The 18,881-nt window shown below is 63.7% G+C and carries 17 protein-coding genes; 6 read left to right on the top strand and 11 right to left on the bottom strand.

Going from position 1 to position 18,881, the window contains the following annotated elements:
- Nucleotides 1-12: 12 nt before the first annotated feature.
- Genes AC1RMD_RS05855 through AC1RMD_RS05845 form a run of 3 tightly spaced genes read right to left on the bottom strand, consistent with a single transcriptional unit; the run spans nucleotide 13 to nucleotide 1,218 of the window.
- Nucleotides 13-450 (bottom strand): DUF6691 family protein, encoded by a 438-nt coding sequence (locus AC1RMD_RS05855; RefSeq protein WP_492924545.1) that lies wholly within the window; start codon nucleotides 448-450, stop codon nucleotides 13-15.
- 1 nt (nucleotide 451) lies between these two features.
- Nucleotides 452-886, bottom strand: coding sequence for a YeeE/YedE family protein (locus AC1RMD_RS05850; RefSeq protein ID WP_492924543.1), 435 nt, complete (start codon nucleotides 884-886; stop codon nucleotides 452-454).
- The gene (locus AC1RMD_RS05845) at nucleotides 880-1,218 is read right to left on the bottom strand and encodes a metalloregulator ArsR/SmtB family transcription factor (RefSeq protein ID WP_492924541.1); all 339 of its coding nucleotides are present in this window, start codon (nucleotides 1,216-1,218) and stop codon (nucleotides 880-882) included. Before AC1RMD_RS05845 ends, AC1RMD_RS05850 begins: the two co-directional genes overlap by 7 nt.
- Before the next feature lie 359 nt (nucleotides 1,219-1,577).
- Here AC1RMD_RS05845 and AC1RMD_RS05840 point away from each other — a divergent pair, with 359 nt between their 5' ends.
- From AC1RMD_RS05840 to AC1RMD_RS05825, 4 genes are read left to right on the top strand one after another with little or no spacing between them, the layout of a single operon-like run.
- Complete coding sequence (locus tag AC1RMD_RS05840; protein WP_492924539.1) at nucleotides 1,578-1,943, top strand: PepSY domain-containing protein; 366 nt, start codon at nucleotides 1,578-1,580, stop codon at nucleotides 1,941-1,943.
- Nucleotides 1,940-2,410 (top strand): DUF2271 domain-containing protein, encoded by a 471-nt coding sequence (locus AC1RMD_RS05835; protein WP_492924537.1) that lies wholly within the window; start codon nucleotides 1,940-1,942, stop codon nucleotides 2,408-2,410. Before AC1RMD_RS05840 ends, AC1RMD_RS05835 begins: the two co-directional genes overlap by 4 nt.
- An 8-nt stretch (nucleotides 2,411-2,418) precedes the next feature.
- Nucleotides 2,419-4,635, top strand: coding sequence for a PepSY domain-containing protein (locus AC1RMD_RS05830; protein WP_492924535.1), 2,217 nt, complete (start codon nucleotides 2,419-2,421; stop codon nucleotides 4,633-4,635).
- A complete protein-coding gene (locus AC1RMD_RS05825; RefSeq protein ID WP_492924533.1) occupies nucleotides 4,607-5,590 on the top strand; it encodes an FAD:protein FMN transferase in 984 nt (327 codons plus the stop codon). Before AC1RMD_RS05830 ends, AC1RMD_RS05825 begins: the two co-directional genes overlap by 29 nt.
- 57 nt (nucleotides 5,591-5,647) lie before the next feature.
- Here AC1RMD_RS05825 and AC1RMD_RS05820 read toward each other — a convergent pair whose 3' ends face one another.
- From AC1RMD_RS05820 to AC1RMD_RS05805, 4 genes are read right to left on the bottom strand one after another with little or no spacing between them, the layout of a single operon-like run.
- Complete coding sequence (locus AC1RMD_RS05820; RefSeq protein WP_492924531.1) at nucleotides 5,648-6,073, bottom strand: hypothetical protein; 426 nt, start codon at nucleotides 6,071-6,073, stop codon at nucleotides 5,648-5,650.
- A gap of 46 nt (nucleotides 6,074-6,119) precedes the next feature.
- The gene (locus tag AC1RMD_RS05815; protein ID WP_492924529.1) at nucleotides 6,120-6,617 is read right to left on the bottom strand and encodes a TPM domain-containing protein; all 498 of its coding nucleotides are present in this window, start codon (nucleotides 6,615-6,617) and stop codon (nucleotides 6,120-6,122) included.
- 2 nt (nucleotides 6,618-6,619) lie between these two features.
- Entirely contained in the window at nucleotides 6,620-7,480 is an 861-nt protein-coding gene (locus AC1RMD_RS05810) for a TPM domain-containing protein (RefSeq protein WP_492924527.1), read from the bottom strand.
- Nucleotides 7,477-8,094, bottom strand: a complete 618-nt coding sequence (locus AC1RMD_RS05805) for a LemA family protein (RefSeq protein WP_492924697.1) — start codon at nucleotides 8,092-8,094, stop codon at nucleotides 7,477-7,479. Before AC1RMD_RS05805 ends, AC1RMD_RS05810 begins: the two co-directional genes overlap by 4 nt.
- A 459-nt stretch (nucleotides 8,095-8,553) precedes the next feature.
- Here AC1RMD_RS05805 and AC1RMD_RS05800 point away from each other — a divergent pair, with 459 nt between their 5' ends.
- Nucleotides 8,554-11,664: a TonB-dependent receptor gene (locus tag AC1RMD_RS05800; RefSeq protein ID WP_492924525.1), complete on the top strand. Its 3,111-nt coding sequence runs from the start codon at nucleotides 8,554-8,556 to the stop codon at nucleotides 11,662-11,664.
- A 109-nt stretch (nucleotides 11,665-11,773) separates the two neighbouring features.
- Nucleotides 11,774-13,291 carry a tryptophan halogenase family protein gene (locus tag AC1RMD_RS05795; RefSeq protein ID WP_492924523.1) on the top strand — a complete coding sequence of 506 codons (1,518 nt, stop codon included), beginning with the start codon at nucleotides 11,774-11,776 and terminating at the stop codon, nucleotides 13,289-13,291.
- Nucleotides 13,292-13,348: 57 nt separating this feature from the next.
- Here the strand turns inward: AC1RMD_RS05795 and AC1RMD_RS05790 are convergent, their stop codons facing one another.
- The 4 genes from AC1RMD_RS05790 to AC1RMD_RS05775 all read right to left on the bottom strand — a co-directional run bounded on the left by AC1RMD_RS05790 (nucleotide 13,349) and on the right by AC1RMD_RS05775 (nucleotide 18,763).
- Nucleotides 13,349-15,793 (bottom strand): GH92 family glycosyl hydrolase, encoded by a 2,445-nt coding sequence (locus tag AC1RMD_RS05790; RefSeq protein ID WP_492924521.1) that lies wholly within the window; start codon nucleotides 15,791-15,793, stop codon nucleotides 13,349-13,351.
- Between the two features lie 114 nt (nucleotides 15,794-15,907).
- Nucleotides 15,908-17,911 (bottom strand): glycoside hydrolase family 97 protein, encoded by a 2,004-nt coding sequence (locus tag AC1RMD_RS05785; protein ID WP_492924519.1) that lies wholly within the window; start codon nucleotides 17,909-17,911, stop codon nucleotides 15,908-15,910.
- Nucleotides 17,912-18,126: 215 nt separating this feature from the next.
- Nucleotides 18,127-18,546 carry a type II toxin-antitoxin system HicB family antitoxin gene (locus tag AC1RMD_RS05780; protein WP_492924517.1) on the bottom strand — a complete coding sequence of 140 codons (420 nt, stop codon included), beginning with the start codon at nucleotides 18,544-18,546 and terminating at the stop codon, nucleotides 18,127-18,129.
- A 37-nt stretch (nucleotides 18,547-18,583) separates the two neighbouring features.
- A complete protein-coding gene (locus AC1RMD_RS05775; protein WP_492924515.1) occupies nucleotides 18,584-18,763 on the bottom strand; it encodes a type II toxin-antitoxin system HicA family toxin in 180 nt (59 codons plus the stop codon).
- Between the last annotated feature and the right edge of the window lie 118 nt (nucleotides 18,764-18,881).

The following is an 18,881-nucleotide window of genomic DNA, read 5'->3' as shown; positions in this document are numbered from 1 at the left end:
TTGCTCATCACATCACTGCGGGCCTGGCGTTGCGCGCAACCTCACCCGCTCAAATACTTCGAAGAGGGCCATTCCCGCCACCATGGCGGCCACGAAGCCGATTGCCTTCGGATATCCGGCACCCAGCGCGACCAGCGCCGGCCCCGGACAGAAGCCCGCCAGGCCCCAGCCGATGCCGAAGGCGGCGCTACCCAGTACCAGCCGCAGCGTGACGTCGGCGCTGGCCGGCAGCTGGATGGGTAAGCCCAGGAAGGAGCGCTTGCGGCGTTGGGCGATCAGGAATGCGAGCGAACCGATCGCGATGGCGCCGGCCATCACCAGGGCCAGGGATGGGTCCCAGTGCCCCGCCAGGTCGAGAAAATTCTGTACCTTGGCGGGATTGGCCATGCCGGAGACCATCAATCCCGCGCTGAACAGCAGTCCCGCGAACAGTGCAGTTATTGCCGTCATGTCAGCCTCCAATCAGATGTCGTTGCACGAAGACCGTCAGGAACCCCGCCGCCATGAACGTCAGGGTGGCGACCAGGGAACGGATCGACCCGCGCGAGATGCCGCACACGCCATGGCCGCTGGTGCAGCCGCTGGCATAGCGGGTGCCGATGCCGACCAGGAAGCCGGCGAACAGAATTTCGCTCCAACCCGCCTGTATGTCGGCAATGGCCGGCTCGCCGATCAGCGCCGCGATAACCGGGCCGGCGACCAGGCCGGTCAGGAAGGTCAGGCGCCAGGCCATGTCCTTGCGCGGAAGGCTGAACAGGCCCCCGAGGATGCCGCTGATGCCGGCGATGCGGCCATTGAACAGTATCAGCACGGCGGCCGCCGCGCCGATGATGAGGCCGCCCGCCAGGGACATGGCGGGGGTGAAGTTGACGAGGTCGATCAGCATGTCGTCTCCGTTGAGGTGGTGGCACAGAATTGTTGATACAGCACGGCCATGACGGCAAGCGCCTCTTTGTTCGTCACCGAATAAAAGATGTTCTTGCCATCGCGGCGCGTGCCTACCAGACCGTTTTCACGGAGCACCGTCAGTTGCTGCGAGAGCGTGGGCTGCCGGATGCCGAGCAGCTGCTCCAGTTCGCCAACGGACAACTCGCCTTGCGATATCTGGCACATCAGTAGCAGGCGGACCGGATTGGCAAGCACCTTGAGCAGCGCGCAGGCGTTTGCCGCTGCGGCCTGCATGACGCCGGGGTCGATTGTTGGATGCTGGTGGTTCATGGTGGGGCGCCTCAGATTTCAATAAAATATATTATATCACTCGATATAATATAAATACGTATAATTTGTTGCAGCCAGGGAGACCATCGTGCAAGCCACGACACGCCCGTTCTTCGATCCCGCTACCTGGACAGTGACCTATGTATTGCGGTCAGCTGCGGTCAAACTGAAGGGAAAAGCTACCTGCGGGTGGAGGACTCGGGCCCGGGCATACCCGCGGCGATGCAGGGTGTCCGCTCCCGCATAGCAGCAAAACACTCCGGGAATTTTGATTTGCATCAATCAATTTTACGAATCACGGTCCTACAATCGACCCAGTCGCCTTACGTCTAAGCTCGATCACAACCAAGGAACCAGCGATGACACCGTTTCGTATGCTCGCCGCACTCGCTGCCCTCTGCGCCAGTTGCACGGCGCTCGCCGACACCGATTGCAGCGATCGCATCGCCGATTGGAAACCACGTGAAGTGTTGCGCCATCAGGTCGAGCTGCGCGGTTGGACTGTCCAGCGCATCAAGGTCGACGACGGTTGCTACGAGGTGCGCGGCACCGACCGGCTGGGCAATAAGGTGAAGGCCAAGTACAGCCCGGCGACGTTGCGCATCCGCAGCCTCGAGATCGACTTCGGCGAGCACGGCGATGCCTCCGACTACCTGCCCGCGGCGCGCTCCGCCGCCGAACCAAACAGGGCGCGCGGCCCGCTTACTCAAGGAAACAAGCAATGAAAAAAATTCTCACCAGCGCCTGCCTGGCCGGCACCTTGGCGCTCCCCGCGATGGTGCAGGCGCGTCCCGTGGTGCTCACCACGCAACTGCAGAATTATGGCGGCAATGGCGCCTATCTCGCGTTCTATGTCACCGACGCCGCCGGCAATTATAAGAAGACCTTGTGGGTCGCCGGGAAGAAGTCGAAATACTACAAGCACCTGAGTGCCTGGGCGCGCGGCAGCGGGCTCGACGCGCGTGCCTTCGACGGCGTCAGCGGCGCCAGCGTCGGCAGCGGCAAATCGTTGAAGGTCACGGTGGAACTGGCCGATACCCTGATAGACGCCGGCTACGAAATCCGCGTCGACAGCGCGGTCGAAGATGGCCGCGATCATCCGGCCGATGTGCGCGTGCCGCTGACCAAGGCGGGGGCCGGCAAGCCGGCCCAGGGGCGCGGCTACGTCAAAGCCTTCAGCTACGACATGTAGGGGACTGCATGTCGCGTCAGCTCCACTCCGTGCTGGGCCTGTTCTGCGGCGTTCTGGTTATATTGCTGGGGTTGACCGGCGCGTTGTTGTCGCTCGATCCGGCGCTGGACCGGCTGGGCACGACCGTGCCGGGCGGCGTCAGCGTGGCCGAGATGGCCGGCCGCGTCGCGCGCCTCTACCCGGGCGTCGAACAGATCCAGCGCACGCCTTCCGGATCATTGATCGTCTACTACAGCACCGACGCCGGCGCCAGCGTGGTGCGCGTCGATCCGGTGAGCGGCGCGGCAAGCGCCTACGTGCCGTCGGCGCTCTTTCGTTGGGTCAAGCAGCTGCACCGCTCCCTGCTGCTCGACACGCCCGGCCGCATCGCGGCCGGCCTGACGGCGCTGAGCATGCTGGGGCTGTGCGTTTCCGGCATACTATTGCTGATCAAGCGCACCGGTGGCTGGCGCCGGATCGCGGCGCCGCTGCAAGGCAGCTGGAGTCAGCGCTGGCATGCCGAGCTGGCCCGGATCGCGATGGCGGGTCTGTTGCTGTCTGCGCTCACCGGCATGTATATGTCGGCGGCCACCTTCGGCCTGGTCTCGGACGGGATGCAGAGCGAACCCGATTTCCCGGCCAACACGTCCGGCGGAGCGTCGGTGCCGGCTTCGGAGCTGGCCGCGCTCAAGCGGGCCGACCTGGCCGACTTGCGGGAACTGGTCTTTCCTATCCCCGGCGACCCCAGCGCGGTGTACACCCTGAGAACGATGCAGGGCGACGGCTATGTCGACCAGTCCACCGGTACCCTGCTTACCTACCGCCCCCACAGCGCCGTGCGCGAAGGGTTTGAGCTGGTGTACCGGCTGCATACCGGCGAAGGCCTGTGGTGGCTTGGCCTGCTGCTTGGCGTGTGCGCGCTGGCGGGGCCCTGGCTGGCTGTCACCGGCACCATGGTGTGGTGGCGGCGCCGCCGCGCCAGGCCACGCATCCGCGCCAACAGCAACGCGCAGTCGGCGGACACGGTGATCCTGGTCGGCAGCGAGAACAACAGCACCTGGGGCTTCGCCCAGGCCTTGCACGACGCCTTGCGCGCCCAAGGCCGGCAAGTCCATACCGCGCCGATGAACCAGCTGTCGGCGCGCTATCGCTCGGCGCGCCACCTGATGCTGTTGACGGCGACCTATGGCGACGGCGACGCGCCGGCCACGGCCAATCGCTTCCTTGAACGGCTCGAACGGTCGCCGGCCAATCCGGCGCTGAAATTCTGCGTCCTCGGCTTCGGCGATCGGCAGTTTCCGAAATTCTGCCAGTTCGCCAGGGATGTCGATACCGCCATGAGCGGGCATGGATGGCAGCGCTCGCTGGAGCTGGCCACGGTCGATCGCCAGTCGCCCCAGGAATTCATGCGTTGGGGCGCCAGCGTCGGCGCCATGTTGGGTCTCGAGCTCAAGCTCGACTACGCACCCCGTCATCCGCGCACGTTTTCGCTCCGCCTCGAGGAACGCATCGACTATGGATTGCAGGAACAGGAACCGACGGCGGTGCTGCGCTTTGCCGCGACCCCGGTCCAGCAAGCCCGCGCGCTGTCGAAGCGGCTGCTGCGGCGAGGACGGCTGCCCCATTTTGAAGCCGGCGACCTGGTCGGCGTGATCGCGCCGGGCAGTCCCGTGCCGCGGTTCTACTCATTGGCCAGCGGCGCGCGCGACGGGATACTCGAGATCTGCGTGCGACGCCAGCCCGGCGGCCTGTGTTCGGGCTATTTGCATGGCTTGCGGGCGGGGGACTGCGTCGAAGCGTTCATTCTGCCCAATCCGCAATTCCGGCCGGCCTCCGGCAAGGCGCCGGTGATCCTGGTCGGCGCCGGCACCGGGATCGGGCCGCTCGCCGGCTTCATCCGCAACAACAGCGGCAAGCACCCGATGTACCTGTACTGGGGCGGCCGCGATCCGGAGTCGGACTTCCTGTATGAACCGGAACTGCGCAACTATCTCGCGGATCGCCGCCTCACGCAGCTGCATACCGCATTCTCGCGCGTGCAAGATGGCGTGCGCGTGCAGAACCGGCTGATCGAGGATGCCGACCAGCTGCGCGGCCTGATCGCGGACGGCGGCCAGGTGCTGGTGTGCGGCAGTCGCGCGATGGCCGAAAACGTTCGGCTCGCCCTGAACGAGGTGCTTGCCCCGCTCAGGCTGGATGTCCAGTTCCTCAAGAACAATGGAAGATATCGTGAAGACGTCTTTTGAATCGCCGGCGGCGCCGGCCCCGCAGCGCTACAGCCTGAACGGCGCGACGATGGGCTCGCGCTATACCGCCGTGTTCTACGCCCCGGCGGCGATGGACGCCACGGCGATCGGCGCCGGCCTGTTCGCCGCAGTGGACGAGGTCGACCGGCAAATGTCGAGCTGGAACCCCGCCTCTGATCTCTGCCGCGTCAACGCCGCACCCGAAAATGTCTGGATCGGCATACCGGACCAGCTGGCCGAAGTGCTCGAAACTGGCTTGCGAGTGGGCGTGGCGTCGATGGGCGCCTTCGACATCGGCCTGGGAGCGTTGGTCGAGGCGTGGGGCTTTGGTCCCGCGCGGCGGCCGCTGGTCGCGCCGCCGCGCGCACCGGGCGGCGCGCGCGCCGGCGCCGCCGGCCTGGAGATCGACCGCGCGGAACTTCGGCTACGCAAACGAACGCCCGTGTGCCTGGACTTGTCGGGCATTGCGAAAGGTTACGGCGTCGACCGGCTTGCGCAGTGTCTTGATCGATGGGGCGTCGCCAATTACCTGGTCGGTATCGACGGCGAAATGCGGGCGCGTGGCTGCAAACCTGGCGGTCTGGCCTGGACGGTTGCGATAGAAAAGCCTGCATACGGCGTGCGCGAGCCGGCGGGCGCAATGGAGCTGGCGGACACGGCGATCGCGACTTCCGGCGACTATCGGCGCTGGGTTGATGTAGGCGGCAGGCGTTACTCGCACACGATGGACACGGTCACGCAACAACCGGTGGAAAGCGACCTGGCCGGCGTTACGGTGCTGGCGCCGACATGCATGTTGGCCGACGCCTGGGCGACCGCGTTGATGGTGCTGGGGCCGCATGCGGGCGGGAGATTGGTCCGCGAGCTGGGCATGGCGGCGCTGTTCACCGTGCGTGATGGCGGCGGGCTCCGCGAGGTGTGGATAGACGGGGGCGGCGGAGCGAACGAGGTGTAGATCCCGGCGCCCGTCCTCCAATTGAAATGAAGCATCACGCCGCTGATGCGGACGCGGTCACCTGGAAGCCGGCGCCGATTCCTTCGCGCTTTGATGTTGCATCATCTGCTCCATCATCATCTGCATCATATCCATGCGCTTTTCCATCATTTCGTGGCGCATCATCATCATGCCGCCACCTGCCTTGCCTTGATGCTTATCGCCCGCCGGCGTAGCATCGGCGGCGCGCATTGACTTCATCGTGTCCTGCATGGCCTGCATGTGCTCCTGCATCAGCTTTTGTCGTTCCTTGGGGTCGCTTGTCGCGTGAATTTTCTCCATCTGGCGCTGCATCTTCTGCATATTGTCCATCATGCCGGCCGATGTGGCGTCCGGCGCCTTTTTTTCCTGCTGTGCAGGATCTGGATGATGAGGGTCTGCGGCGCTGGCGTGGGATACGCTCAGCATGGCGGCGAGGAAGGTAAGTGCGATGGCGGTTTTCATGATTGTTCCCTGTTCAGATTTTCGTTCTCGTTGTTTGGTTCAAGGGTTAAAGCACCAGCACCTGGTTTGGCAATTCGTTTTTTGCCTTGCCATCGGCCGGATAGTGCTCCTTTAAATGGCGCGTCACCGCCTCGATGCCGGCGAGCACCCCGGCCTCATAATCACCTTGCCTGAAGGCGGTTTCCATCTGATGGCAAATCCTTTGCCATTCGTGCGCACCCGCTTTGCCGTGAATGCCGCGGTCGGCGACGATCTCGACGCTGCGATCGGCCAGCAGCAGGTAGATCAACACGCCGTTGTTCTGTTCCGTGTCCCATATCCGGTATTGTGAAAATACATCGATGGCACGTGCCCTGGCCGATTGATCGCTAAACAGCGGTGCGCCGTCCAACGCGGTTTCCACCACAAAACGAATTTCGCCGGCATGGCTACGCTCGCTGGCGGCGATGGCATTTTCAATCGCACCCAGCGCCGCCGGTGGAAATGTGCGCTTGATGGTCCAGCGTGTGGTCAACAGATGCCGCACCAGGCGTTGAATGTTCATTGCTACCATCTCCCCGAGGCGCCGCCGCCACCAAAGCTGCCGCCGCCTCCGCTGAAGCCGCCTCCGCCTGAGCCGCCACGACCGAAGCCGCCCGCGACTCCACCCAGACCACGCGCGAGCATGCCGCCGCCAAGCAAAGTGAACAGCAGGGCCAGTACGCCCGCGCCGAGCGCAATGTACACCGTTCCCGCCAGCAGCCAGACGACGCCGGCCACCGCGCCGCCCGTGACCACGGCGCCCGGAAGTCGGCCCAGTATGGCGCGCAACACGCCGCCGATGGCGAACACCAGGATGAAGGCGACCGGCAAGTAGCGCTGTGCGCCGGCGGCACGGTCTAGCCTGGATTCAGGCGCCGGCAATTGCTCGCCGTCGACCAGGCGCATCATCTGCCCGGTGCCGGCGGCAATGCCGCCATAGAAATCGCCTTGCTTGAAGTAGGGGGTAATGATCTCGCTGATAATGCGCTTGCTGCTTGCGTCATTGAGCGGGCCCTCCAGACCGTAGCCGACTTCGATGCGGAGCACGCGATCGTTCTTGGCCACCACCAGGATGGCGCCGTCATCGATGTTCTTGCGTCCCAGCTTCCATTGCTCGGCGACGCGCAAGGCGTATTGCTCTATCGTCTCCGGCGCCGTGGTGGGGACGATAAGCACGGCGAGCTGGCTGCCTTTCTTTGCTTCAAACGATTGCAGTGCTTGCTCCAGGCTGTCTGTCTGCCCGGCTGTCAGCGTCGCGGTCTGATCGGTAACATGCCCTGTCAATGGCGGAACGGCGATTTGAGCGCCGACGCCGAACGGCGCCCAGAGCGCGAAGGCTAACAATGGCGCCCGTGCCGCGCGCTTGGCGGCGGCCATCGCCATCATTTTGTCTTCCCCGGGGCGTCGGCTTGAGGCTTGATGGGCGCGGAGTTGAAGTCGACCGCCGGCGGCCTGCTGATTTCCTTTTCATTCTCGACCGAAAAATTGGCTTTCGTTTTATAGCCGAGGGCCATCGCGGTCAGATTGGATGGGAACGACCGTACGGTGACGTTGTATTCCTGTACCGACTGAATGTAGCGATTGCGTGCCACGGTGATGCGGTTTTCTGTGCCTTCCAGTTGCGCCTGCAAATCGCGGAAATTGGCATCGGCTTTCAACTGCGGATAGTTTTCACTGACCGCAAGCAGTCGCGTCAACGCGCCGGACAACGCGCCCTGCGTCGCCTGGAATTTTGCGAAGGCGGCCGGATCGTTCAACACTTCCGGCGTGACTTGCACGGAGGTCGCCGCTGCCCGCGCCTGTGTCACTTGCGTCAGCACCTCCTGTTCGTGCGCGGCATAGCCCTTGACGGTATTGACCAGATTGGGAATCAGGTCGGCCCGCCGCTGGTATTGGTTGACCACCTCCGACCAACTGGCCTTGATTTGCTCGTCATTGCTTTGCAATGCGTTGTAGCCACAGCCCGACATGCCAAGCAGGGCCACAATCGCCAGCATCATCCACAGTTTACGCACTTTATCTCTCCAAATATCCACAGTGTTGAGCTGGCCCCCGTACAAGCTGGCGTCTTGGTTCGATCTAGACTAGTCGTCTGACCATTGATTTTCTATGATGCAGATCAAAGCAGACCATATCCCTTGCGGCGGTGAATTACATGCGCGGCCGGGCGGCCCGATCCGGCCGCCGGCCCCGTCCGGCGGCCGGTTGTTGCCCTCCCACCTCGCTTGTTTCCTAAACAACGCTAAACTTCATGCAAACTTTGAAAGTTTGTAGAGCCACCTTCGCTTCTTCTGTATAAATCTTTCTGGTTGGAATGCGGTCCCCATCGATATGCAAGCGGCTTTCCAGCCGTTTAGGAAATCTTCAGGGTTCGCGTTGCAATGCGGAAGCCCGCTGCCACAGCTACCGCCAAATAATAAATACAGCCCCTCGTTGGGCACACGACCAGGAGACAGCACATGACGTTAAAAACCCCTCACGCTGCACGGCAGCGCCGCTGGACCAAGACGCCGATCGCCACGGCCTTGAGCCTCGGCTTGATGACCCTTTCCAGCGCCCACGCGCAAACCGCGTCCGCCGACAAACCGGCCGAGAAAACCGCCGACGGCAAGCCGATCGATTCCGTGGTCGTCACCGGCTACCGCTACGCGATCGAGAAGAGCCTCGACCAGAAGCGCAACGCCAACGCCATCGTCGATGTGGTCACCGCCGAAGATATCGGCAAGTTCCCCGACAAGAACGTCGCCGATGCGCTGCAGCGCGTGCCCGGCGTGATCATCGACCGCAGCGGCGGCGAGGGCAAGAACGTCAGCGTCCGCGGCCTGTCGTCGGAATTGACGCTGACCCAGTTGAACGGCAACTACATCGCCACGGCCGAGTCCAACGGCGATCCGACCCGTTCCTTCAACTACATGCTGATGCCGGCGAACATGCTGTCCAGCGCTGAACTGTTCAAGTCGCCGGAAGCGCGCATCGACGAAGGCGGCATCGGCGGCACCGTGATCCTGCGCACCCGCCGTCCGCTGGACGTGAAGTCGGGCACCGGTTTCGTTTCCGCCGAAGGCACCTGGGCCGACACCAGCAAGAAGACCGACGGCCAGTTCTCCGGCCAGTACGCCTGGCACGACGAGAGCAACCGCTTCGGCGTGCTGGTCGGCTATACCCAACAGAAACGCACCACCCGCACCATGGGCGCCAGCACCGAAAACTGGCAATGGTATGGCGACGACTACGACGCCCATCCGGCCACCGACGTCAACGGCAAGCCGTCGAATATGAACAGCTACTGGTGGGGCCAGTCCGGCTTCAAGGACCAGAGCGGCAAGAAATACACCAATTTCATGATGCCGACCTCGGTCAACTTCGACGTCAAGACCGAGGACCGCGAGCGTCAGGGCGGCCAGTTGACCCTGCAAGCCAAGCCGGTCCGCAACCTGACCGTGACCGGTAACTACTTCCGCTTCGACCTGTCGCAAAACTCGCAGACCAACACGCTGAAGATCCCTGAGTGGAACCTGGCCCGCTACGACGGCGACGGCAACTGGCCGGGCGGCCGCATGCTCGACGGCCTGACCTTCGACCGCAGCGGCACCATCGTCACCGGCGCGCAATACAGCGCGCATGCCGGCAAGAAGTACTATTGCAGCGGCGACCAGGCCAAGGCCGGCGGCCTGACCAACACCGGCGGCTTCGGTCCGGACGATTGCACCATCCCGACGCCGCAGATCACCGGCAGCTACAACCGCGAAAAAGCGCTGTCGCAAACCGCCGATATCGAAGTCGATTGGCACGGCGACTCGCTGGACGCCACCTTCAAGGGCGGCCGTACCTGGGCCAGCGGCGGTCCTGAGCTGCAATTCGGCATGCCGATCAAGCCGCGCCTGCAAAACGCCGACGGCAGCTGGACCCTCGGCAACTACGCCAGCGCCTGGAGCACGGCCGGCAAGCCGACCATGACCTTCTCGCCGGAACTGATGGCCAATCTGCAGAAGGGCATAGGCGAAATCGACCTCGGTTCGACCAGCTCGTCGTGGACCCGCAACAGCACCGAGCAGAAATACGCCCAGGCCGATTTCACCTGGCACGCCGACACCAACTGGCTGGACTCGCTGCAATTCGGCGGCAAGTACCGTGACGGCGGCACCCACCGCAGCACCGGCAACAACTACTGGGTGTGCAAGGGCGCCGATCCGACCAACTACGACAAGCGTTACCAGGCCGGTTGCGATGCCACCGCCAACAAGTTCCAGCCGCAGTTCCTGTACAGCCAATCGCTGGACAACCTGGCGGGCGGCATCAGCGCCAGCGCTTTCCCGGCGATTAACTATCCGGCCTACATCGGCTACCTGAACCAGACCTACGGCGCTATGCAGACCCGCAACGAAGACAACTTCGTCTACAACGTCAACGAGAAGATCTCCTCGACGTACTTGCAGGCCAACATCAAGACCGACCGTCTGCGTGGCAACGTCGGCCTGCGCGTGGTGCGCACCAAGCAGCATGCCGATTCGACCGACCGCGTCGACAACTACAACGACTACTTCTTCAACGGCGCCAATGGCAGCCCGGCGCCTTGCCAGGCAGGCGGCGCTCCGGCCGTGGGCGCACCTGCCGGCTCCGGCTGCACCAGCGGCTTCACCCGGCTGCCGGACAGCACCGCGCGCAACTCGTCGTTCGTGCTCAGTTCGCTCGACCGCAGCTACACCGACGTGCTGCCTAGCTTGAACCTGGCCTATGACGTGCGCAAGGACTTGCTGCTGCGCGTGGCCGCGTCCAAGGTGGTGTCGCGGCCGAGCTATGGCGACATCGCTTCGCCGGGCGGCTTGCAGTACTACAGCCAGGAATACGTCAACGACCGCCGTCTGATCGGTGGCGGCGACAAGCAGGGCTGGTTCGGCGAAGGCAGCAACAAGCAGCTCGATCCGTACAAGGCCACCCAGTTCGACGTGGGCCTGGAGTGGTATTTCCACCGCGGCTCCGTGCTCGGCGCCGACCTGTTCCGCAAGAACGTCAGCAACTTCTCGGTGCCGGTGGTACGGGACGTGACCATGAACGTCGGCGGCCAGAGCGTGACGGTGCAGAACTACTCGACCACGGCCGGCGGTCGCAACGGCGTGTCGCAGGGTATCGAGACCTACGTGCAGCACACCTTCGATTCCGGCCTCGGCTTCCAGGTCAACTACACGTACAACAAGACCAACCAGGCGGCCATCACCCTGGGCGACGGCACCGAGATCGGCAAGTCGCCGCTGGTCGGCAGCGCCAAGAACCAGGCCAACGTCACCGTGTACTACGAAACCGACAAGTACCTGGTGCGCGCTTCGTACAACCGTCGCGGCGAAGTGGTCAACGGTCTGGTCAACGGCTTGAACGTGTATTCGGATCCTTACAGCCAGGTCGACGTGAACGTGGCCTACAACCTGACCAAGGAGCTGAGCCTGACCGCTTCGGTGCTGAACCTGACCAAGGAAGAGACCAGTTCCCACCTGGGCAGCGACACCAAGGATCGTTTCTACTCCAACGGTTACACCGGTCGCATCGCCTACTTTGGCCTGAACTACAAGTTCTGATACCTTCCTCCCGCCCCCTCGTGCCCGCTGGCGTGAGGGGAGCTTCCCGTCGGCGCTTGCCTGTTTTGGCAAGCGCCGACTTTTTTGCTTGTGCAAGGGATAGAGAAAAATGACAAACAATCGTATCAAACGCGTGGTGGTGGTCGGCGGCGGCAGCGCCGGCTGGATGGCGGCCGCGGCGCTGGCCACCTACCTGGGCAAGCAGGCTTCGGTACGCCTGATCGAGTCCGAGGAAATCGGCATCGTCGGCGTCGGCGAGGCCAGCGTTCCGCACATCCGCATGTTCAACAGCCAGATGCTGGGCATCGACGAGACCGAGTTCGTCAAACGGACCCAGGGCACGGTCAAGCTCGGCATCGAATTCAAGGATTGGTCGCGCATCGGCGACAGCTACATCCACGGCTTCGGCGTCGTCGGCCGTTCGCTGGGGCCGCTGCCGTTCCACCAGTTCTGGCTCAAGCTGTTCCAGTCCGGCCGCGCGGCGGCGATCGGCGATTACTCGCTGCAGACCGTGATGGCGCCGCAGGGCAAGTTCGTGCCCGGCGACCGGGATGCGCCGCCCAATTCGCCGCTGTCCGACATCGCCTACGCCTATCACTTCGACGCCGGCATGTATGCGCGCTTCCTGCGCGAGCTGTCGGAGCAGCGCGGCGTGCAGCGCATCGAAGGCAAGATCGTCGGCGTGAACCAGCGCGCCGATGACGGTTACGTCGAATCGGTGACGATGGAAAATGGCGAAGTCGTCGACGGCGAATTGTTCATCGATTGTTCCGGTTTCCGCGGGCTGCTGATCGAGCAGACGCTCAAGACCGGCTATGTGGACTGGACGCATTGGCTGCCGTGCGACCGCGCGATGGCGGTGCCCAGCGAGCGCATCGATCCGATCACGCCGTACACCCGCGCCACCGCGCGCGAGGCGGGCTGGCAGTGGCGCATACCGCTGCAGCACCGCACCGGCAATGGCTATGTGTATTCGAGCCGCCATCTCGGCGACGACGAGGCCGCCGCGACCTTGTTGGCCAACCTGGACGGCAAGGCGCTGGCCGAGCCCCGTCCGCTGCGCTTCACGCCGGGCATGCGCAAGAAGTTCTGGAACAAGAATGTGGTGGCGCTGGGATTGGCCAGCGGTTTCCTGGAGCCGCTGGAGTCGACCAGCATCTATATGGTCCAGTCGGGCATCAGCCGCTTGCTGGCGCTGTTCCCAGGCCGCGATTTCAATCCCTTGCTGGCCGAGCGCTTCAACCGCGAATCCGCGTTTGAATACGAGCGGGTCCGCGATTTCCTGATCCTGCACTACCACGCGACCGAGCGCAACGACACGCCGTTCTGGAACTACTGCCGCACCATGTCCGTTCCGGACAGTTTGAAGGAGGCGATGGACCTGTTCCGCAGCGACGGGCGCTACTTCCGCAACGGCGAGGATTTCTTCGCGCTGCCGAGTTGGGTGCAGGTGATGCTGGGCCAGCGCATCATGCCGCAAAGCTACCATCCGATCGTGGACGATATGCCGGAAGAGAAGTTGGTGCAGTACGTCGAGGGTATGCGCGCGACATTGGCGCAGGCTGTGGCGGCGATGCCGACGCACGGGGAGTGGATCAACCGGTATTGGAAGGCGGCCGCGCAGTAAGCCGGCCCGGATGTTGTTGCCGGGGGCGGCGCGTTGCCGCCCCCGGTTTTTATTGCATTACTGCCGTTGCGGCTCGCGCAGATCGGCGGGCAGGGCGTCCGGCTGCGTGCCCCAGGTTCGGGCGGCGGCATCGCTGCCCAGCTTCATCTGGAGCTGGCCACCGGCGTTGAGCTGCTCCCAGTCCAGCCAGACCTGCTGGCGCGGTTGGCCGTTCCAGCGCACCTGCTCGATCGCCATCGGCGCCTGGGCCTTGCCGCTGCTGGCGTTGCTGTTGATGCGCAGGGTCTTGCCATTGCCGACATCGATCTCGGCGCTGGCGAATTTCGGCGCATGCAGCAGGAAGTGTCCGCTGCCCGGCATCGATGGATACACGCCCAGCACGCTGAACACATACCACGCCGACATGGTGCCCAGGTCGTCGTTGCCGGTGACGCCGTTCGGCGCGTTGGTGAACAGCGTTTCGGCTGCGCGCAACACGGTGCTGGTCTTCCACGGCTGGCCGACCAGCGTGTACATCCACGGCGCGTGCAGGTCAGGCTCGTTGTTCGGGTTGTAGCGGTACTGGCTGTAGTAGTTGTACGGCCCCATCACCCAATCCTTGCGCACCGCCTCGTAGGGATTCTTGCGCAGGGCGTCGTAGGCGAAGAAGGCGTCGAGCCGGCGAGCGGTTTGCGCGCGTCCGCCCATGGCCGCCACCATGCCGCCCACGTCCTGCTGCACCAGCCATTGATATTGCCATGCCGTGCCTTCGTGGAAGCCATGTTCGGCGCGCGGGCTGTAGCTGCCGTCGAGTTCGGCGAACCATTTGCCGTCGGTCATGCGCGCGCGCGGGAAGCCTTTGAAGCCGAGCTCCTTGTCGTCCGCCGCTGCGTCCCATACCTTGTGCCAGTTGCCGGCACGCTTGCGCAGCAGCGCGGCGTCGTCATGCTTGCCCAGCGCCTCGGCCATGTAGGCCAGCGCGCCATCGGCCTGCGCATATTCCAGCGTGGCGGAGCCGCCGTGGTGCGGGTCGACATCCATGCCCTTGGCGCGGAAGGCGCGGTCGTACTGCACGTAACCGTTGGCCAGGTAGCTTGGATTGCCGGCGCGTCCTTCGCTGCGGCTGCCGAACGGCGGCGCGCCGAAGGCGTTTTCACGCAGCGCCGTGTAGGCGCGCTGCTCCTGGCCTTTCAGCGCGCCGAAGCGCCACAGGTCGACCAGGAAAGGCGTCACCGGGTCGCCCGTCATCACGTTCGATTCGAAGTTGGCGTAGCCCCAGCGCGGCAACCAGCCGCCTTGTTCGCGGGTCTTCAGCACCGAATCGGCGATGTCGCGCGCGCGCTCAGGACGCAGCAATGCCAGCAGCTGGTTGTGGGCGCGGTAGGTGTCCCACAGCGAGAAGAATTCGTAGTAGGTGGAGCCGCCGGCGTTGTGCAGGGCGTCGTCGTAGCCGCGATAGCGGCCGTCGGCGTCGTTGCCCGTCAAGGGCTGCAGCAGCGCGTGATAGAGGGCGGTGTAGAACACCGTGCGCTGGTCCTTGTCGGCGCCGCCGATGCGCACCGTGTTCAGCTCCTTCTGCCAGGCCAGCTGCGAGGCTTCGCGCATCGTGTCGAAGCTGCGCGGCTGCGTGCCGGCGTAGGCGTCGGCGTGCAGGTTGCGGCGCGCGCCTTCGGCATCGACGTGGGAGATGGCGCTGATGGCGGTGACGGCCTTGCCGTCTTTCAGGTCGAAGCTGAACCATGCGCCGTGCGGACGGCTGTCGCCTTGCTGACTCACGCCGCGCGTGCCGGACGTGCCCCCGGCGTCGCTCCACACGCCGTGCGTGCTGAAGGGACGGTCGAACTCCATGCGGAACCAGGTCGCGTATTGGGCGCCGCCGCAAAAACTCTTGGTGACGATCTTGCCTTCGATGGCGCGGTCGCCGACCACCTGCAAGGTGCTGCCGACCACAGAATGGCGTTCGTTGGCCTGGCCGACGTTGACCAGCACATGGCCTTGGGTGGCGGTATCGGCGAAGGTGTAGCGCTCGGCGCCGGCGCGCGTCAGTGCCGTGGTTTCGGCGACGATGCCGCCGTAGTCGGTGAGCTTGATCTTGAAGTAGCCGGCCGCGCCGATTTCGCCGTCATGGGTGTAGCTGGACGCGTACTTCTTCTGGTCGAAGCTGGCCGGCTTGGTGGTGTCGAACCTGGCGCCGGGGCCGATGTCGCCGGTCACCGGCAGCACCGACAACTGGCCGCCCTGTTCCCAGCAGCCGGCGCCGGACAGGAAGAAGTGGCCGAAGCCGCGGATTTTCGGGTCCAGGTAGCGCCAGCCGGCATAGTGCTCGCCGATCGGGCTCAGTTGCAGCATGCCGAACGGGGCGGAGGCGCCGGGGAAGGTATTGCCGTCGTCCTGGGTGCCGATGAAGGTATTGACCGGGAAGCCCGATTCCGGTGCGGGCGCGGGTGCGGCGTCGGCCCAGAGGCTGGTCAGGGCCAGCGCGATGCTGAGCGCGAGCTGGCTGGTGGTGCGGTGTTGCGTCATTGAGCGTCTCCAGTTGGTATTGTTGTTTTGCTGTTTATAGCATTTGAAACCTGCGGCGGCGAGGCCAGGGCGGCGCGGACCGCGGAGTTTAGTGCGGTTTTAGTAAACATCGCCCTAGTCGATCGCCTTGAAGCGGATCGCGGCGCCGCCGCCGGCCGCCAGCCAAAGCGACATCGTCTGGTCGCGCTGCGCGGCCTTCTTCTCGATGACGATGGCGTAGGGCTTGGTTTCCCAGTGCGCGCCCGGACCGTCGCGGTAGATCTCGGCCTGGTAGCGCTGGCCCGGCGCCAGGAAATCGAGCTTGAGATCGAGCGTGCGCGCCGTTTCGTTGGTCAAGGCGCCGAGGAACCAGTCGCGGCCTCCGCGCTGCTGGCGGGCGATGGCCACGAACTGACCCACTTCGCCGGCGAGGGCGCGGCTTTCTTCCCAGTCGGCCGGAACGTCGACGATGAACTGGAAGGCGTCGCGGCGCGCTTCGTAGTTTTCGGGCAGGTCGGCCGCCATCTGGATCGGGCTATACAGCACCACGTACAGCGACAGTTCCTTGGCCAGCGTGGAGCGCACGCGGTTCTCCGATTGCTCGCCGTTCGGCTTGAGGTTGAAGATGCCGGGCGTGTAGTCGAACGGGCCGGACAGCATGCGGGTAAAGGGCAGCAGCGCCGTGTGCTCGGGCGGATTGGGCGGAAAACCCCAGGCGTTGTACTCCTGGCCGCGCGCGCCTTCGCGCGTGAGCCAGTTCGGGTAGGTGCGGCGCAGGCCGGTGTCCTTGATCGGCTCGTGGGTGTCGATGCTGATGTGGCGCTTGGCCGCCGCCACCACGGAGTGCAGGTATTCGCCGGCCATGTACTGGCCGTCGTGCCATTCGTAGCGGGTGACGCCTTCGGCGTCGACGCGCTTGATGCGGGCGTTGTCGGTGACGTAGCCGGTTTTTACCTGCGTGACGTTGTGGTCGCGGTAGTAGTCGAGCGCGCCGTCCATCTGGCCGGCGTAGTGCGCTACCGCGCCCGAGGTTTCGTGGTGGCCGATCAGGCCCACGCCCAGTTTCTTGCCGTAGGCGGCGATCTGGCGCATGTCGAAATCGGGGTAGGGTTCGGTGAAGCTGAAGCTGTCGCCGTTGTCCTGCCATTCGCCGTCCCAGCCCACGTTCCAGCCTTCCACCAGCACGCCGGAGAAGCCGTACTTGGCGGCGAAGTCCATATAGCGCTTGGTTTCGGCGGTCGTGGCGCCGTGCTTGGGGCCCGAGGCCCAGGTCTTCTGCCACAGGTGCATGGCCCACCAGATGCCGACATATTTGCCCGGCTTGACCCAGGAGACGTCGCCCAGTTTGTTTGGTTCGTTGAGGTTGAGGATCAGGTCCGAGTTCAACAGGCCTTTGGCGTCGGGCGATACCTGCACGGTGCGCCACGGCGTCTTGAAGGCGCCGCGGGTCTTGACGCGGCTGCCGTCGTACCACGGCGTGAGGTCGGCCTTGAAGACGCCGTCGTGTTGCTGGTTCAGCGTCATCGATGCGTAGTCGGTCAGCGCCGCCTCGTGGATCGACAGGTGCACGCCGGACGGCAGGCGCAGCGTGAATGGCGTTTCCACGTGCGGCGCGTCCTTCAGCAGGGTGGAGCGGTACAGGTACTCCAGGCCGCGCCAGGCGCGCGCGGGGATCCACCAGGCGCGCGTCTTGTCGGCTTCGGGAATCTGGAACTCGGTGGTTTCGTCGACGATCTCGATCTCGCCCGGCATGCCGGCCTGCTCGGGCACTTCGTAGCGGAAGCCGATGCCGTCGTTGAACACCCGGAAGCGTACCGTGAACTTGCTGCGCGCGTCGAGCGTGCGCGCGAAGTCGACGCGCAGCTCGTTGTGATTGTCGCGCACCAGTTTGCGCTCGCCCCAGGGCTGGGTCCAGGTGGTGTCGGCCTTGTCGCTGGCGGTGGCGGCGATGTGATAGCCCTCGCCAAACGAGGCGCCGCGCTTGAACACCATGCCGAGATGGGAGGGCGTGATGACCGGCACACCGCGATAGGTGACGCGGTAGGTCGGATTGGCGCGGTCGTCGCTGACGCTGACCACCAGCGCGCCATCGGGCGAACTGACGCTGGTGTCGCGCGCGTGGGCGAGAGGGGCTGCCAAGGCTAGTAGCAGTAAATAGACAGGTTTCATGATGGGGTTGTGGGCCGTGGGTTGGTCGCAGCGCGTTTATGAAACAGACGGAGCTTGCTGGTTTTAATGGCTGGATTTTCACACGGGGGGATGAGGTAATTCGCGGAAAGCGTGCTGGCGCGGCATAGTTTAGTAAGGATTACTAAACCATGCCGCTGCGTGGGTCCGTCTTCGTCAACAGGTAGCTAAATGAGTGAAACATTCAATGTTTTGCCCAGAGCCTTGGCAGCCTGTTCAACAAATTCAATTTTCGAAGAGTGGGCCAGGTCAAACAATCGATCGACTTGCGGCATGTGCACGTCGAGCCTGCGCGCCAGATCTGCCTTGCGCATATTTTGTGCGTGCATTTCGTTCCATAGCAGGACTTTTGCCGTTCCCAGTGCTGACAGGCCCACAGTAGCGTCACCTGTGACGTTCGCTGATGGCAGCGGTACAGGGCGGCGTTCATCGAAGTAGAGCGACAGCACGGATTCCAATGCATCACCCGCATTGCTTAGTGCACTGGTGATATCGTCGCCGACAGAGTTTGCTTCCGGGAAATCCGGAAAACCTACCAAGTAAGTGCCGTTGGAGTCGCGCGTGAGGGTTACGGCGTAGTTCAACATATCATTCTCCAGTCAGGATCAGGTTTCGCTGGTCCTATCATTTCAATCCAAGGTCTTTTTTAATTTTTTCTACGAGTCCGGTTCCGATTTCTTTCGATCCATGATCAGGGAATATGGTCGTTTTCCCGTTGAGAGTCACCCTGTGGTGGCTCCCCTTGGCCGGCGTGAAAATCGCGCCTTGTCGCTCCAGCCACCGTCGGAACTCGCTGTACTTCATAGTACCCTCTGTCAGGTGTCGGATAGATTTAATATACAACATATTTGTTGTGTTTTGCGGATGTAGATCAAAGTTGGCTACTTTACAAAACTTCACGCAACGGAGATAAAACGGCAAT

The organism is Duganella sp. GW822-FHT06D06, assembly GCF_058799615.1.
Note: the sequence above shows the minus strand (reverse complement) of the source record. Positions and strands in the feature narration are given on the sequence as shown.

Coding starts and splice junctions, on each gene's coding strand:
- AC1RMD_RS05795 (WP_492924523.1), top strand. CDS start 11,774: ATGACAAACAATCGTATCAAACGCGTGGTGGTGGTCGGCGGCGGCAGC.
- AC1RMD_RS05820 (WP_492924531.1), bottom strand. CDS start 6,073: ATGAAAACCGCCATCGCACTTACCTTCCTCGCCGCCATGCTGAGCGTA.
- AC1RMD_RS05800 (WP_492924525.1), top strand. CDS start 8,554: ATGACGTTAAAAACCCCTCACGCTGCACGGCAGCGCCGCTGGACCAAG.
- AC1RMD_RS05790 (WP_492924521.1), bottom strand. CDS start 15,793: ATGACGCAACACCGCACCACCAGCCAGCTCGCGCTCAGCATCGCGCTG.
- AC1RMD_RS05835 (WP_492924537.1), top strand. CDS start 1,940: ATGAAAAAAATTCTCACCAGCGCCTGCCTGGCCGGCACCTTGGCGCTC.
- AC1RMD_RS05775 (WP_492924515.1), bottom strand. CDS start 18,763: ATGAAGTACAGCGAGTTCCGACGGTGGCTGGAGCGACAAGGCGCGATT.
- AC1RMD_RS05850 (WP_492924543.1), bottom strand. CDS start 886: ATGCTGATCGACCTCGTCAACTTCACCCCCGCCATGTCCCTGGCGGGC.
- AC1RMD_RS05840 (WP_492924539.1), top strand. CDS start 1,578: ATGACACCGTTTCGTATGCTCGCCGCACTCGCTGCCCTCTGCGCCAGT.
- AC1RMD_RS05845 (WP_492924541.1), bottom strand. CDS start 1,218: ATGAACCACCAGCATCCAACAATCGACCCCGGCGTCATGCAGGCCGCA.
- AC1RMD_RS05805 (WP_492924697.1), bottom strand. CDS start 8,094: ATGATGCTGGCGATTGTGGCCCTGCTTGGCATGTCGGGCTGTGGCTAC.
- AC1RMD_RS05780 (WP_492924517.1), bottom strand. CDS start 18,546: ATGTTGAACTACGCCGTAACCCTCACGCGCGACTCCAACGGCACTTAC.
- AC1RMD_RS05830 (WP_492924535.1), top strand. CDS start 2,419: ATGTCGCGTCAGCTCCACTCCGTGCTGGGCCTGTTCTGCGGCGTTCTG.
- AC1RMD_RS05825 (WP_492924533.1), top strand. CDS start 4,607: ATGGAAGATATCGTGAAGACGTCTTTTGAATCGCCGGCGGCGCCGGCC.
- AC1RMD_RS05855 (WP_492924545.1), bottom strand. CDS start 450: ATGACGGCAATAACTGCACTGTTCGCGGGACTGCTGTTCAGCGCGGGA.
- AC1RMD_RS05810 (WP_492924527.1), bottom strand. CDS start 7,480: ATGATGGCGATGGCCGCCGCCAAGCGCGCGGCACGGGCGCCATTGTTA.
- AC1RMD_RS05815 (WP_492924529.1), bottom strand. CDS start 6,617: ATGAACATTCAACGCCTGGTGCGGCATCTGTTGACCACACGCTGGACC.